The organism is Pseudalkalibacillus berkeleyi (assembly GCF_021608225.1).
Lineage (GTDB): Bacteria > Bacillota > Bacilli > Bacillales > Fictibacillaceae > Pseudalkalibacillus > Pseudalkalibacillus berkeleyi.
This window is the reverse complement of the sequence record NZ_JAKIJS010000001.1, coordinates 2,791,223-2,806,457: the sequence shown is the minus strand read 5'-3', so window position 1 is coordinate 2,806,457 and position 15,235 is coordinate 2,791,223. Positions and strand designations below refer to the sequence as shown.

Annotated in this window: 11 protein-coding genes and 1 riboswitch; of the genes, 8 read left to right on the top strand and 3 right to left on the bottom strand. The window is 41.3% G+C overall.

Annotation, left to right across the window (positions count from 1 at the left end):
- Positions 1 to 11: 11 nt before the first annotated feature.
- The 4 genes from L2716_RS14570 to L2716_RS14555 all read left to right on the top strand — a co-directional run bounded on the left by L2716_RS14570 (position 12) and on the right by L2716_RS14555 (position 4,901).
- A complete protein-coding gene (locus tag L2716_RS14570; RefSeq protein ID WP_236337560.1) occupies positions 12 to 521 on the top strand; it encodes a YwgA family protein in 510 nt (169 codons plus the stop codon).
- A 229-nt stretch (positions 522 to 750) separates the two neighbouring features.
- Positions 751 to 953: riboswitch (cobalamin riboswitch) on the top strand.
- Positions 954 to 1,153: 200 nt separating this feature from the next.
- Entirely contained in the window at positions 1,154 to 3,382 is a 2,229-nt protein-coding gene (locus L2716_RS14565; protein WP_408005312.1) for a ribonucleoside-diphosphate reductase subunit alpha, read from the top strand.
- Positions 3,372 to 4,421, top strand: coding sequence for a ribonucleotide-diphosphate reductase subunit beta (locus L2716_RS14560; RefSeq protein ID WP_236337550.1), 1,050 nt, complete (start codon positions 3,372 to 3,374; stop codon positions 4,419 to 4,421). The genes L2716_RS14565 and L2716_RS14560 overlap by 11 nt, the downstream gene beginning before the upstream one ends.
- A 111-nt stretch (positions 4,422 to 4,532) precedes the next feature.
- Entirely contained in the window at positions 4,533 to 4,901 is a 369-nt protein-coding gene (locus tag L2716_RS14555; protein WP_236337548.1) for a DnaJ family domain-containing protein, read from the top strand.
- Between the two features lie 306 nt (positions 4,902 to 5,207).
- Here L2716_RS14555 and L2716_RS14550 read toward each other — a convergent pair whose 3' ends face one another.
- A complete protein-coding gene (locus L2716_RS14550; RefSeq protein WP_236337547.1) occupies positions 5,208 to 6,047 on the bottom strand; it encodes a glycerophosphodiester phosphodiesterase in 840 nt (279 codons plus the stop codon).
- A gap of 200 nt (positions 6,048 to 6,247) precedes the next feature.
- A complete protein-coding gene (locus L2716_RS14545; protein WP_236337545.1) occupies positions 6,248 to 7,558 on the bottom strand; it encodes an NCS2 family permease in 1,311 nt (436 codons plus the stop codon).
- Positions 7,559 to 7,754: 196 nt separating this feature from the next.
- Here L2716_RS14545 and L2716_RS14540 point away from each other — a divergent pair, with 196 nt between their 5' ends.
- On the top strand, positions 7,755 to 8,306 hold the full coding sequence (locus L2716_RS14540) for a YwhD family protein (protein WP_236337544.1): 552 nt from the start codon (positions 7,755 to 7,757) through the stop codon (positions 8,304 to 8,306).
- 467 nt (positions 8,307 to 8,773) lie between these two features.
- Here the strand turns inward: L2716_RS14540 and L2716_RS14535 are convergent, their stop codons facing one another.
- On the bottom strand, positions 8,774 to 10,840 hold the full coding sequence (locus L2716_RS14535) for a transglycosylase domain-containing protein (RefSeq protein WP_236337543.1): 2,067 nt from the start codon (positions 10,838 to 10,840) through the stop codon (positions 8,774 to 8,776).
- 273 nt (positions 10,841 to 11,113) lie between these two features.
- Here L2716_RS14535 and speE point away from each other — a divergent pair, with 273 nt between their 5' ends.
- The 3 genes from speE (at position 11,114) to L2716_RS14520 (ending at position 15,176) form a co-directional block, all read left to right on the top strand.
- Positions 11,114 to 11,941, top strand: coding sequence for a polyamine aminopropyltransferase (gene speE / locus L2716_RS14530; protein ID WP_236337542.1), 828 nt, complete (start codon positions 11,114 to 11,116; stop codon positions 11,939 to 11,941).
- A 10-nt stretch (positions 11,942 to 11,951) separates the two neighbouring features.
- The gene (gene speB / locus L2716_RS14525) at positions 11,952 to 12,824 is read left to right on the top strand and encodes an agmatinase (protein WP_236337540.1); all 873 of its coding nucleotides are present in this window, start codon (positions 11,952 to 11,954) and stop codon (positions 12,822 to 12,824) included.
- A gap of 258 nt (positions 12,825 to 13,082) precedes the next feature.
- The gene (locus L2716_RS14520; protein WP_236337536.1) at positions 13,083 to 15,176 is read left to right on the top strand and encodes a PAS domain-containing sensor histidine kinase; all 2,094 of its coding nucleotides are present in this window, start codon (positions 13,083 to 13,085) and stop codon (positions 15,174 to 15,176) included.
- Positions 15,177 to 15,235 lie beyond the last annotated feature (59 nt).

Here is a 15,235-nt window from a genome sequence, read left to right as displayed (position 1 = left end):
GGGGATTCATCGTGCTTGAGCATCATGCGCGGTTGATAGCACTATTTAATTATGCGAGGGAAGTTGTGGGTCGTAAGAAGCTTCAAAAGATTGTCTACATTGCAAAGAAGTTAGAGTTTCCATTTGGGGAAAAATATCAATTTCATTTCTACGGACCTTATTCAGAAGAGCTGACACTCCGTGTCGAAGAATTATGTAACCTCGGATTCATAGAAGAAACGAAAGAAAAAGTTTCAGGCTATTACCAATATCGTTATGTGCTGACGGAACAAGGTGAGCAATTTCTAAAGCACTTTGACTTGGATCTAGGACCACTCCAATCTTGTGTAACCTCGATGAATGAGCAACCGTCACGCATTTTAGAGCTAATCTCTACGATTCTATATTTCGACCATATGACGAATGAAGAAATTGTTGAGAAGGTACAGACCGTCAAACAAAAACAAAAGTACACAGATGAAGAAATCCAAGAAGCCTTCCGCTATATTGACGATCTGAAAAAACAAACCATTATGAATTAAAGGAAAGAGGCTGTAAGAATTTCAGTGAAAACTGAGCTTCTGACAGCCCTTTGTTAATGTTGATTTCTTTGAAATTCAAACGTAGAAGATTTACTGAACCTTTTTTATCTATGTTGGTTGAAAGCAATTATCCTATACCGAAATCAACAATAAAGAGTATCAAAGAATATGGATTAATCATTGACAAACACCACATTTAGTGAGAAGTTTATATAAACAACACAATATATTGAATATTTGAGCGTTGGGTGCCTCTCTAATGGAGGCTTAATAGGGAATCTGGTGCAAAGCCAGAGCTGTCCCCGCAACTGTAATTGTGGACGAACGGAGAAGACCACTGTATAAGTCAGTCTTGAAAAAGGTGCTTATATGGGAAGGCTCCTAGTAGGAAGAAGCATAAGTCAGTAGACCTGCCCATAGCTTGAGTGTTTCAATTCTTCGGGGATTGAGGGTTGAAGCGTGGGCGTCTTTCGAGCGGCTTCTTTTCAATTTTTGCAATGTCGCTTCGAATGTCATATAACCGTCTCCGTTTCAACCACTCCATTCGAGTGGTTTTTTATTTTGCCTTTGTTCAGTTCTGATGTTGATTTTGGATTAACGAACAAAGCTTTCTAATTAAAGGAGGAAATAGTATGACAACGACAATGAAAACGGATGACCCGATTACTATGCTGGCGGAGACGTTAAAGACGGAATTTCCGCATTTAAATATTGAAAGTCTGATTGAAAAATCCTCCATTCAACAAGACATGAAGGATCCTTCATCTCAAATCAATACGATTCTTCTGGAAGGATTATCCCGTATTACACAGGAGGAGCCTGATTGGACGTACGTTTGCGCGCGTATTTACTTGCAATCGATTTATGAAGAAGCATGCATCAATAGAGGACTGTCGAAGCCGTACGATCATTTTTACGATTTACTTGAACGATTAATTGAAAAAGGGTTGTTTGACCGAAGCCTGCTCAATACTTATTCAAAAAGTGAAGTGGATGAACTTCAGGAAGTGATCAACCCAAGTAGAGATCACTTGTTTACGTACGCTGGAATCCGGATGTTAGCCGATCGTTATATGGCAAGAGATTACGAGCGAAACTTATATGAATTACCGCAAGAAAGATGGATGGTCATTGCGATGACATTAATGATGCCAGAGCCTAAGGAGAAACGTCTGCCACTCGTTAAAGAAGCATATTGGGCGCTATCAAACTTGTATATGACTGTAGCGACACCGACACTTGCAAATGCGGGTAAGGCGCATGGGCAGCTTAGTTCCTGTTTTATAGACACAGTCGATGATAGTTTGCGAGGAATCTATGATTCTAACACGGACATTGCAACACTGAGCAAGGCTGGTGGTGGTATTGGGGTTTATTTAGGTAAGATCCGTAGTAAAGGCTCGGATATCAAAGGGTATAAAAATACGTCTTCTGGGATCATCGCTTGGATGAAGCAGCTCAATACGACTGCAGTGAACGTCGATCAGCTTGGACAACGGAATGGAGCGGTGTCCGTTTATTATCCAGTCTTCGGTAAGGATATATTCGCGTTCCTTGATGCGAAACTGAATAACGGTGATGAGCGTCAACGTACACACGATCTTTTTACAGGAATTGTCATCCCAGATTTGTTCATGGAAAAAGTGGAACGTCGTGAAGATTGGTACTTGTTCGACCCTCATGAGGTGAAGAAGCTGATGGGCTTTGAGCTAGATGATTTTTATGATGAACAAAAGGGGGCAGGAAGTTTTCGAGATCGGTATGAGCAGTGTGTGCAGCACCCACTCTTATCCAAAGAAAGCGTCCCTGCAATTGAAATCATGAAGCGAATCATGATCAGTCAGCTAGAAACAGGCGGTCCATTCATGTTTTACAAGGATACGGTTAATCGGATGAACAACAATCGACATGAAGGCATCATCTACTGTACAAATCTTTGTACAGAAATCACCCAAAATCAATCCGCTACGACCGTTGAAGAGGAAATAACGAAGGACGGTAAAATTATCATTACAAAAACGCCAGGTGATTTTGTCGTTTGCAACCTTTCAAGCCTCTCACTCGCTACGGTTATGAAAGATCATGTACTTGAGCGGGTCGTTCCAATTCAGGTCCGAATGCTTGATAACGTCATTGAACTGAATAAGGATAAAATTGAAGTGAAACAAGCTGTGATGACAAATGAGAAATACCGTGCAATCGGTCTTGGTACATTCGGATGGCATCATCTCCTTGCGACGAAAGGTATACGCTGGGAATCTGAGGAAGCGGTTCAACTTGCTGATGAGTTGTATGAAAAAATCAACTTCCTCACGATCCAAGCCAGTCAATCTTTAGCAGAAGAGAAGGGTGCTTATCCCGCTTTTAAAGATAGTGATTGGCATAATGGCCGGTATTTTAAAGATAGAGTGTATGAGGGTGCAAAATGGAACGAACTAGCCGAAAAGGTTCGTACGTCTGGGATACGAAATGGTTGGTTACTGGCTGTCGCGCCGAACGCATCGACAAGTATTATCGCTGGATCGACCGCGAGCATAGACCCGATTTTTAAAAAGCAATATTCCGAGGAGAAGAAGAATTCCAAAATTCCAGTCACCGCACCGGATTTATCACCAGAAACGACGTGGTTCTATAAGAGTGCGTTCGATATTGATCAAAAGTGGAGCATTCGACAAAATGCTGCGCGACAACGTCATATTGACCAATCTGTATCGTTTAACTTGTATGTACGCAATACCGTTAAAGCGAAAGAGCTTCTTGACTTACACATCTCAGCTTGGAAATTCGGTTTGAAGACGACGTATTATGTGAGATCGACCTCTCATGAAGACTTAGAAGGATGTGATTCTTGTGAAAGCTAATGCTAGCCAACCCTTATCAGAACGAAAGCTATATGTTCCTGAAGCTACGAATGCTTCAACAGCTATTTTGAACGGACAGAGCTCAAACGTATTGAACTGGGACGACGTTCGCTACTCATGGGCATATCCGTTGTATAAACAAATGCTCTCAAACTTTTGGACGCCATTTGAAATTAATATGGCGAGCGATCGGAAGCAATACGGTGAGCTGTCTATTGATGAGAAGGAAGCTTTCAACAAGATCATCGGACTGTTAGCGTTTTTAGACAGTATTCAGACTGACTACGCAAGTCGAGTCGCAAACTATTTAACTGATTCAAGCTTAACTGCATTAATGACTGTGCTTGGTTTTCAAGAAGTCGTTCATAACCAGTCTTATTCCTATGTGCTATCAAGTCTTGTCGATAAAGGGAAGCAGGATGAAATTTTCGAATATTGGAAGCATGATTCAGTCTTGAGAGAACGCAATGAATTTATTATTGAAGGGTACGAGGCGTTTGTGAACAACCCGACGCCTGAAACGTTCCTAGAATCAATTGTTTATGATGTCGTGTTGGAGGGCTTGAACTTTTATTCAGGGTTCAGTTTCTTCTACAACTTAGCAAGAAACCAGAAAATGGTCTCCACTTCCACGATGATTAACTATATAAATCGCGATGAGCAGCTACACGTTCACCTTTTTACGAAAATTTATCATGCTGTTATAGCTGAATTTTCCTTAGATGAAAGGGAAGCAAAGCAATTCGTGACGAAAACATTTAAAAAAGCCGCAGATTTAGAGATCAAATGGGGCAACTACATTTTAGGTGATCGATTCCCAGGTATTACTTCTTCTGAATTAGATTCTTATATTAAGTTCATGGCGAATATTCGAGTGAATCAACTAGGAGCGGATCGGCCGTTTCCTGAACATCGAAAGAACCCAATGCCATGGATCAAAGCCTATGAATCTGTAAATGAAGGGAAGAGCGACTTTTTCGAGCAAAAATCGAGACAATATACGAAAGTGTCAGATGACAACGGATTTGACGAATTATAATCGCTATCGTCATAAAGTTGCCAAAAAATAGGCGGGGAATTTCTCAGTCTATCCCGTATTACTATTATAAGGACGTTTTTTTATGTGTAGTGATTTTAAGGAGGGATAGAGTTGGGAAAGAATGACGAATTTTTTTATCAGGACCATATTGGAGAAATTATTAAACGATCTGAAGAAGAGGGTGCATTCGACAATTTGAAAGGCAAAGGGAAGCCGTTAAACCTCGATGGCGACTTAACTTATAATCCGGATGCACTCGTAAACAAAGTGATGAAAAACAATAACATTTTGCCTCCATGGATCCAGATGGACAAGGAAATTGAGAAATTGAAAGAAGAACTATCCGCTTACACAAGCGAATACAATATTCGTAAAACGGTTGATGAAATCAACAAGAAGATCTTCAATTACAACCTAAGCTGCCCTCCAACTGCTCAAAAACGAAAAGTGAAACTAGAAGATTATTTGAAAGAGAAATAAAGGAAGGACTGCCGCGGGGCAGTCCTTTTCTATTTAAAGTGTAAAATGCATATCGCGTTTGGGTCTTTTTTACTAAAATGATCGAATAAACTGTTGAAATGATCGAATAAACTGTTGAAATGGTCGAATAAACACCTGAAATGATCGAAAAAACTGTTGAAATGATCGAATAAACACCTGAAATGATCGAAAAAACTGTTGAAATGATCGAATAAACAGCCTAAATGATCGAATAAACTGCTGAAATGATCAGATTGCATGACCAAATGTTGAAATAGGTGCTAACTGATTGAATTTCTGCTAGCGTCAGTCTTCTGGAATATAGTCAGGATAGTCAGTAATAATGCCATCAACCCCTGCATCTAGTAAGGGTTGTACATCCTCTTTCGCTCGAACTGTCCAAGGCATGATGCCCATATCAAGTTCATGAATTTGGTTGACGAGATCGCGGTCGACTTCATCTTTACTCGGATTGACATAATCGGCATACTCTTTAAATATTTCTAGTGATTGTGCCGTAAGATCCTTCGGGTTTGAAGTGAGAACACCGATTGGTACTTCATCATTTATTTTGTGGAACATTTGCATCGAATGGAAGTCGAAAGATTGCACAATTACGGATTCTTCTTCAGCCTCGTCCAAGTCCCTCTTTTCAAGGGCATCATTCACTTTCTCTTCAATGCCAGGGTATAACGAAGGGGATTTCAACTCAATGAGAAACTTCATATCGCCTTCATACGCATCTAATACTTCGCCTAATGTGGGGAGATGCTCACCTTTAAACGCTTCGCCGTACCAGCTTCCTGCATCTAGTTTACGAAGCTCATCATATGTAAGGTCTCCGACTCTTCCAGATCCATCTGTCGTACGGTCGACAGTTATATCGTGAATGACGACAAGCTCACCGTCTTTACTCATTTGCACATCTAATTCAATATAATCTGAGTCCATTTCAACTGCTTTATCGAAAGCGGCCATTGTATTTTCTGGCGCATAACCAGCAGCTCCCCTGTGAGCAACTTTTTCAACATCATTTTCCTCTTCCGCATCTGCACTTGCTTTTTCAGGTACGTATCCGATTAACATACCCAATATGGCTAATGAAAACAGAATAAATGCTACCTTTTTAAAATGTGATTGAACCATATTTTCATCTCCTTCAATCATTTTTTCTCTCATCACTTACCCTAACGTTCGATCATTAACGGCGTGTGAATGTGAAATCAAGAATTATGAAGAAGAAGAGGTTGATCGTCCTTATATTTGTAATGGGATTGTCATGAGTGAGTCTTTTGTATGAAAAAAAGGACCAACTCGACGTATCGAGTCAGTCCTTTGTGTGAACTTTAGTGGGGTACAAATGCAAGCTGGATGAAGAACAATACTGCGAACAACATGACTAGTGGGTGAACTTCACGCCATTTCCCTCGAACAATTTTCAAAAGTGGGTAAGAAATAAAGCCGAGTGCGATCCCAGTAGCGATACTTGATGTGAGTGGCATCGTCAAAATAATCAGGAAAGCTGGAAATGATTCATCGAATGTATTCCAATCAATTTTCGCAAGACTTGATAACATGAAGCTCCCGACAATGATTAACGTCGGTGCGGTAATCGCAGCAAGTCCTGAAATGGTCCCGACAAGAGGGGCAAAGAACATCGCGAATAAAAACAAAATGGCGACGACGACGTTGGTCAAACCAGTTCGTCCACCTGCAGCCACACCTGAAGACGATTCAATGTACGCGCTTGTCGGACTTGTTCCGAAAATCGCACCGACAGAAGTTGCAACAGAGTCAGCAAGAAGTGCTTGACGAGCGCGAGGCATTTTATTGCCTTTCATAAGACCTGCTTGTTCAGCTACACCGATCATCGTACCAGTTGTATCAAAGATCGTAACGAGTAAGAACGAGAAGACCGCTGCATAAAGTCCGTACTGGAACATGTCCGTAAATGCAGTAATCGGACTTCCGAAAATGAACGCATCAGGCATTGAAGGAGCTGCAACAACCCCATTTTCAAAGCTAAGCTGTCCAGTAAAGTAAGCAATCGTACCGGTTGCAAGAATTCCGAAGAACAATGCCCCGTGCACGTTTAACGCCATTAGAATTAATGTGATGGCAAGACCGACTAACGTTAATATAACGGTCGGGGAATGTAGATCACCTAGTGCGACTAAGTTTACAGGGTGTGATACGACTAACCCTGTTAAACGCAAGCCGATAAACGCGATAAAAAGTCCGATTCCTGCAGTGATCCCATGCTTTAAATTCGAAGGAATCGCTTCGATTAATTTTTTTCGAAAAGGAGTTAATGAAAGAATGACGAATAAAATACCTGAGATAAACACCGCTCCAAAAGCGACCTCGTATGAAATGCCCATACCACCAACGACCGAATAAGCGAAATAAGCATTCAATCCCATTCCAGGTGCGATGGCGATCGGATAATTGGCGAAAAGCCCCATCCATAAAGTACCGATGACGGTTGCAATGATTGTTGCCATGAATACGGCATCAAATGGCGCACCAGCTTCACTTAAAATACCTGGATTGACGACAACGATATATACCATCGTCAAGAACGTCGTAATACCTGCGATGATTTCTGTTTTAAAGGTTGTTTTGTTTTCTTTTAGCTTGAAAAAATTCGATAACATAAAGAATGACCCCCAAAATACGAACATTAATAATAACCATCCATTATATTATTCGTTTTTCGAATCGGATGCAAGAGGAAATTCACAATCATTCATAACAAATGAATAATATGATAAGATAAAACCATACATTTCATCGTTTCTTGCTTCAATCGTAAAGATTAATATATCCAACAATTGTAGGAGGTTTTGATTCGTGAAGAATCTCTTTGATAACGATAAAAACAATGAAGGTAATGAGGAGAGTAAGCCGAAGAAAAAACAAGGCTTTACGATACTAAGTGGAGACTCTACTGACGGACACGGAGGTTATGGTGTTGGTACAATTGCCTTGAACAATTTAACACCGATCTTTGTCGACCCTACAGACGAAGAAGTCTTCATCGATATGGGTGCTCTGCATGCCCGTAGTTCGGTTGAAAAGCGTATTAAATTTACTGCAGATCGTGCAAATACCCCGAATCCGAAGTTATATTGGCTCGTTTGGGTTATGGTTGACTCCGGGAGTGAAGGACCATTCTATGCAGGTTTAGGTGCATGCGAAATGCAAGTTGATGCAGAAGCACGACGAGGCTATAAGAGCATGCCAGAACATGTGAATAATATGGATAAAGCCTTGAAAAAGCGAGTAGTAGCTGATCAAATGGATGATAAATCTAAGACATTATTGAAAAAATTCTTGATCGATCATAATGAAGAATTTTGGAATCGCGCAACTGAAGATGTTAAAAAAGCACTAGAAGTATAGCCGACATTTGGATCTTTTGAATTATTTTTGAACAAAGTAAAAAATATCTGTGCGTATGTCGAAAAATAAAGTAAAATGAAAGTAATCTTATCTTTACACACATATTTACTAGGACAGAAAAAGGGATTGGCCTCCGAGGGCTAATCCCTTTTTCGTACGTGGAAATCTTTATGCGGTCGTCAATATTCGATTGATACCTTTTGGGTGCTTCGTATTCGGTTTTCTCGGCTCCCAAGCACTCATAGCACGTCTTTGAGTGCTCCGTAGACTGTTTCTCTCGCTCCCGAGCACTCATAGCACCTCTTTGAGTGCTCCGTAGACCGTTTCTCTTGCTCCCAAGCACTCATAGCACCTCTTTGAGTGCTCCGTATCCAGTATTCTCGGTTCCCGAGCACTCATAAACCCTCTATGGGTGCTCCGTATAAGGTTTTCTCGATTCTCGAGCACTCAAAGGATATCCGCTATTTCTAATTCAACAGCCAGTTCCACATTCGCTTAAATATCCCTTGTTTTTGTTTCGCTTTAGGGGTAGTGATCTTTTCAGGGTTTTCAGTAGCTTGTCCCTCACAATAGGATGTTGGTTCTGTTCCGGCAATGTAATAGGAAAGCCTTTTTTGCGGACAATGTTCATTTGAGAGTAACCCGCTATCTGGATTTACATAAACGCCGACGACACCTTCTGGCTTCGGAAATTGAGCGATTGGACGATCGGCCATTGCATCCTTCATAAAGTGCGCCCAAATATTTTTCGAGTAGAGGACATCATTAAATTCATGTAGCGTTTTTCCCTTGTCGTACCCAGTCCAAACGCCTGTTACAAGCTGTGGTGTATACCCGACGATCCAGTTGTCATAGTTTGTAGAACCCGTTTTACCAGCAGTTGGACGATCAATTAATCCTTTCACCGAAGCACCGGTTACGCGCGTATAGTCGTTAAGCCTTTCGTCGAACACACCTCGTAGTAAATCTGTCATCACAAAAGCATACTCTGGTTCGATCACTTTCTCCTTCTGAACACCTTGCTCATAAACGACATCCCCTTTGTAATCGACGATCTTTTTGATGAAGCGAGGCGCACTGCGTTCTCCGTTATTGGCGAACACGCTATAAGCGGACACCATTTCTAAGACGCCGACTGGCTTCGTTCCGAGTGCCAAAGACGGAATAGGAGACAAATCACTTTTGATTCCGAGGTCCTTTGCTGTTTTCACAAGCTCGTCAGTACCGATGAAGATATTCGTTTTCACAGCATAGACGTTATCAGAAACCGCAACGGCTTGGGCAAGTGTAATTTCTTCATTCGCATAATAATTCCCGAAATTTTCTGGGGTGTACTGATTTTCTTCCCCTTCGTAAAAAGTTGTCGGTTCACTTCTTAACAAACTAGATGGCGTGTAGCCTTTCTTCAGAGCAGCAGTATAGAGAAATGGCTTGAAGGTAGAACCGGGAGCACGTCTTGCCTGGGTAGCCCGGTTGTAAGAGCTATCTTTATAAGACCTACCACCTACCATTGCTTTAACATCACCTGTTTTTGGATCCAATGCGACCATACCAACTTGGATGCTTGATGTATTGGGTATCGTCTGTTCCACCCAATGATCAGCTTTTTCCTGAAGCTTAGGGTCGAGAGTCGTATAGACATGAAATCCGCCAAGTTGAACGAGGTCAGGATCGAGACCTGCTTTGTTTTTCAAAATGTATTCAACTTCATCCTGGAAGTAAGAGGCAGCTTCTTCTGGTAATGAAGCTTTTCCGATAATTTCAACAGGTGTACGGTAGGCTTCAACTGCTTGTTTCTTATTGATGACACCATTTGCGACCATTGCATCTAGGACAATCTGCTGACGGTCCTTTGCATTGTCTAAATTTCGAATCGGGCTATAGTATGTTGGACCTTTCGGGATTCCTGCGAGCAAACTAGATTCCGAAAGGCTTAGATCTTTAGCGGTTTTACCAAAATAATATTGGGAAGCTGCTTCTACCCCGTAGTTTCCATGTCCGTAATAGATCGTGTTCAAATAACCTTGGAGAATATCTTCTTTCGTATAATTCGCTTCGATTCTTGCTGCATACACAGCTTCCTTCAGCTTACGACTCCAAGTTTTATCGGGGTCAAGAAATAGATTCCGAGAGTATTGCTGAGTGATTGTACTTGCCCCTTGGACCTTCGCTCCCGCTTTAATATCAGCAAGAAGGGCTCCGGCAATCCGCTTATAGTCAAAACCGTGATGATTGTAAAATCGGCGGTCCTCAACTGCAATCGTTGCATCGATAATATGAGGGGAAACGTCATCGAGCTTGACCCAGAAACGATTCTGACCGAGTGGCTCATGTTCTCCAATAATCGCATTATTCGTTCCATAAAAAACGGTCGTCTGCGGAACCTTCAGCGGAGGGGGACCAAGAACGTTAATATAGATAAGGAAGATTAAACCTAATACGAGAACGGGTAAGGAGAATAATAGTAACGTACGAATCCACAGCCAAGCCCATTTCCACGTCTTTCTTAAATCTTCAACCTTGATAATCTCCATTTAGAATCCCCTCCCTTGTAAACGGATTACTGCATTCCGAACCTAGTGTTCTTTTTTACTAGTATGGGAGGGATTCGGCGTTTCTAAACGTGCAATTATACAACGCAATCTGGAAAAAAATAAACTTGCAAAACGAGCAAATTCGAGTATACTTTTCTTGTTCTAATCAATAGTATTTTGCATTTCAGATTATAAAGTGGTCATTCGAGAATCAACGATTAGCTATGATACAATTCACATTAAGATGAACGAATATCCGATGAGGTGATAGAAATGGAATTATGGTATACAGAGAAACAAACAGAGCGATTTGGAATCACGGCAAAAATTAAACGAACGCTCCATACAGAACAGACAGACTTCCAACGCTTAGATGTAATTGAAACAGAAGAATTCGGCAACATGCTCGTATTGGACGGAATGGTCATGACAACCGAGAAGGATGAATTTGTCTACCACGAAATGGTCGCGCACGTACCTTTGTTTACGCACCCTAATCCGAAGCACGTACTCGTTGTGGGTGGTGGCGATGGCGGCGTAATCCGAGAAGTGTTGAAGCACCCATCTGTAGAAAAAGCGGTCTTAGTTGAAATTGATGGGAAAGTCATCGAATACTCGAAAAAGTATTTACCGAGCATCGCAGGTGATTTAGACGATCCGCGTGTTGACGTACAAGTCGACGATGGATTCATGCATATCGCGAAAAGCGAAAATGAGTATGATGTCATCATGGTCGATTCCACTGAGCCAGTAGGACCTGCAGCGAAATTGTTTGAACGCGGATTTTACGAGGGGATTTCAAAAGCATTGAAGGAAGACGGCATTTTCGTCGCACAGACGGACAACCCTTGGTTTAAAGCGGATTTGATCACACAAGTGAACCGTGATGTGAAAGAAATCTTCCCGGTCACGCGTCTTTACACAGCCAATATCCCGACATATCCAAGCGGTCTTTGGACGTTCACGATCGGTTCCAAAAAGCACGATCCATTGAAGGTTGAAGAAGACCGGTTCCATGAGATTGATACAAAGTATTACACGAAAGAGTTACACACAGCAGCATTCGCGTTACCGAAATTTGTGCGCGATTTAGTTAAGTAGGAGGAAGATTATGCGCTTTGAAGAAGCTTACTCAGGTAATGTTTTTATAAAAAGTCACCCAAACCTTGAAGAGAGCCAGGTGGTCATTTACGGGATGCCAATGGACTGGACCGTCAGCTTTCGTCCAGGATCCCGATTTGGTCCAGCAAAAATTCGTGAAGTTTCCCTCGGGTTAGAAGAATATAGCCCTTATATGGACCGTGAGCTTGAAGAAGTGAAGTTTTACGATGCAGGAGACATCCCGTTACCATTCGGAAACCCTCAAAAAAGTATCGACATGATTGAAAACTACGTCGATAATATTTTGGAGGCAGGGAAGTTTCCGCTAGGTCTTGGTGGAGAGCACCTCGTTTCATGGCCGATCTTTAAGGCACTTCACAAGAAGTATGACGATTTCGCGATTATTCATATTGATGCTCACGCTGATCTCCGCGTGGAATATGAAGGAGAGCCACTGTCTCATTCGACACCAATTCGTAAAGCTTGTGAGTTGATTGGACCAGAAAACGTCTACTCATTTGGCATTCGCTCTGGAATGAAGGAAGAGTTCCAATATGCGAAAGAATCAGGAATGTACATGGCGAAATTTGATGTAGCAGAACCGTTGAAAGAAGTTCTGCCAGAGCTGTCTGGTCGCAATGTGTATGTGACGATTGATATCGACGTGCTTGATCCAGCGCATGCACCTGGAACGGGTACAGCTGAAGCGGGCGGCATCTCCTCTAAAGAATTATTAGAAGCGATTATGCTGATTGCAAAATCTGAAGTGAATGTCATTGGAGCTGATCTTGTCGAAGTTGCTCCAATATATGACCATTCAGAACAAACACCAATTGCAGCAAGTAAGTTCATCCGAGAAATGCTACTCGGTTGGGTGAAATAGTCAGGATGAGGATGGACAAATTGTTCATCCTCTTTTTATGTGATAATTTTCGTAGTAACATATGATCATTTTCCCCAAGTGAGCCGCAAAGTTCCACAAGTCAAACGCGAAGTTCCACAAGTCATAGGAGAATTCCCCTGAATCAGAGGGGAAGTTCCACAAATCACGACACATCCCGACGTTTGCATACTTTTTACAAGCAGGATTTCCTCATAAAAGGTCTAATTTATAAGTATCAGAAGAAAGGGGGAATGTAATGTGCATAAGACTTCAGCAGCTCCCATTGAAATGAACCCCTCATTAATCGATCAGTTATCAGATGGCTTTATCCGAGTCCGAGCGGATGGAGTGATCACTCATGCGAATCCGACTATAAATGAATGGTATGGTGGAACAATTACGAATCAGCCAATTCAACCATTCTTTTCTCATATAAATGTTGCTCAAATGAACGAAGGTGAATGGGTCATTACAGAATCCATAACTGTTGAGAACCGTTTAATTGAAGTGAAAATCTTAGCAACAAAGACAAAAAGTGGTGGAACGGATCTACTCGTTAAGAAAGTGCAGAATGAATCGAAGGACAAATGTTTTGACTCTCTCTTTTATGAAAATGATGTCCCGATATTTATCATAGACCTCCATGGAAATATTGTTGATATCAATCGTTCTGGACAAGAAGCCCTACAATACAATCGAGAGCAACTCCTTGGTAAATTTCTTAAAACATACGTGGGTACAAAAGATCTACAAATGGAGCGTTGTATAGATGAAATCAATAAAGGAAACATCGCAACACAACAAGTTCAGTTGAAAAGCAGTTCTGGTGATGAACTCGAATTTGAATTTACCCATATACCGATGTATGTAAACGAGCAACTGACAGGTGCGTATTGTATAGCAAGAAATAATTCAGCATTAAGAAAAACAGAAGAAGCCTTACTCGAGTCGGAACATCGATATCAACAACTTGTCGATCACTCTCCAGATCCAGTTTGCTTACACGATTCAGAACGTATTATTTATGTAAATGATGTGGCAGCGATCCTTCTAGGAGTTGAGGACAAAAGCCAATTAATCGGCGAAAAAATCTCAAAGTATATACATGTCGATCATCAGAAGGAATCTAATCAACGCATTCAAAAAGTGATGCAAGGCAAACGGAATGAACAGATGTTTCCGATGAAAGTGGTGCGTCCTGACGGAGACGTGCTCGAGACGGAAGGGAAAGCCATACCAATTAAAGAAGACGGAAAGACTTATGTATTAGCCGTTTTTCGTGATGTAACGGAGAAAAATCAAGCGAAAAGATCGCTTCAAAAAAGTGAACGGCGCTACAGATCCTTGTTCCTCCATAATCCAGATGGTATTTATTCGATTAATTTGAAGGGTGAATTGACGAGTATTAATCCTGCAATCGTTAGAATTACAGGGTTTACTGCAAAAGAACAAATCGGGCGACATTATGTAGATTTCTTGTTACCTGAAGATCAGGATCAAATCGTAGCTAACTATGAAAGTATTTTCGAAGGCAAAACGGTTAAATTTGAAAAAAGAATGAAAAGAAAAGATGGTGAAGTGATTACGGTTCGCGTAGTCGGATTCCCGATGATAGTGGACAAAGAAATTGTTGGCATGTACGGAATCTTGCGGGATATTACGGACGAGAAGCGCTCAGAAGAATTGTTGAGACGCTCCGAAAAGCTGTCAGTAGTTGGTGAACTTGCAGCAGCTATAGCGCATGAAATTCGCAACCCGCTTACCTCCATTAAAGGTTTTGTTCAAATGATGGAAAACGGCCTAGATGAAAAAGCGTTATATTATAATATCGTCTTATCTGAATTAGATCGGATTGAGCAAATCATTAGTGAACTTCTCGTACTAGCAAAGCCGCAAAGCGTGAGTTTCCAAAGGAAAGAAATTGGAAGCATGATTCGTCATGTTCTGAAGTTGTTAGAAGGACAAGCGAATTTGCACAACATTCAATTCGTAGAGGAGATTGAGAATGAGCACGAACAAATTGATTGTGAAGAAAATCAGTTAAAGCAAGTCTTCATTAATTTAATTAAAAATGCGATAGAGGTTATGCCGGATGGTGGGACAATCAAACTGAGTTGTAAAAAAGATGGAGATCACTTGTTGATTCAAATCACTGACCAAGGACCCGGAATTCCAGAGGATCGATTATCAAGGCTTGGTGAACCGTTCTATACAACGAAAGAGAAGGGGACGGGCTTAGGTTTAATGGTCAGCTTCAAAATTATTAAAGACCACCAAGGCTCAATTCATTTCTCCAGTGAGGTGAACAAAGGGACAACCGTCGATATTTTATTCCCGTTGAGCATCCAATAGAAAATATTTCCTTATGATAGAAAATGCGCTTCGCCTTGAAAGAGGGAGCGCTTTTTTTA

Excerpts from the sequence above, each read along its gene's own strand:
- L2716_RS14565 (WP_408005312.1), top strand. The coding sequence starts at position 1,154 with ATGACAACGACAATGAAAACGGATGACCCGATTACTATGCTGGCGGAG.
- L2716_RS14550 (WP_236337547.1), bottom strand. The coding sequence starts at position 6,047 with ATGGTTCAATCACATTTTAAAAAGGTAGCATTTATTCTGTTTTCATTA.
- L2716_RS14545 (WP_236337545.1), bottom strand. The coding sequence starts at position 7,558 with ATGTTATCGAATTTTTTCAAGCTAAAAGAAAACAAAACAACCTTTAAA.
- L2716_RS14535 (WP_236337543.1), bottom strand. The coding sequence starts at position 10,840 with ATGGAGATTATCAAGGTTGAAGATTTAAGAAAGACGTGGAAATGGGCT.
- speE (WP_236337542.1), top strand. The coding sequence starts at position 11,114 with ATGGAATTATGGTATACAGAGAAACAAACAGAGCGATTTGGAATCACG.
- speB (WP_236337540.1), top strand. The coding sequence starts at position 11,952 with ATGCGCTTTGAAGAAGCTTACTCAGGTAATGTTTTTATAAAAAGTCAC.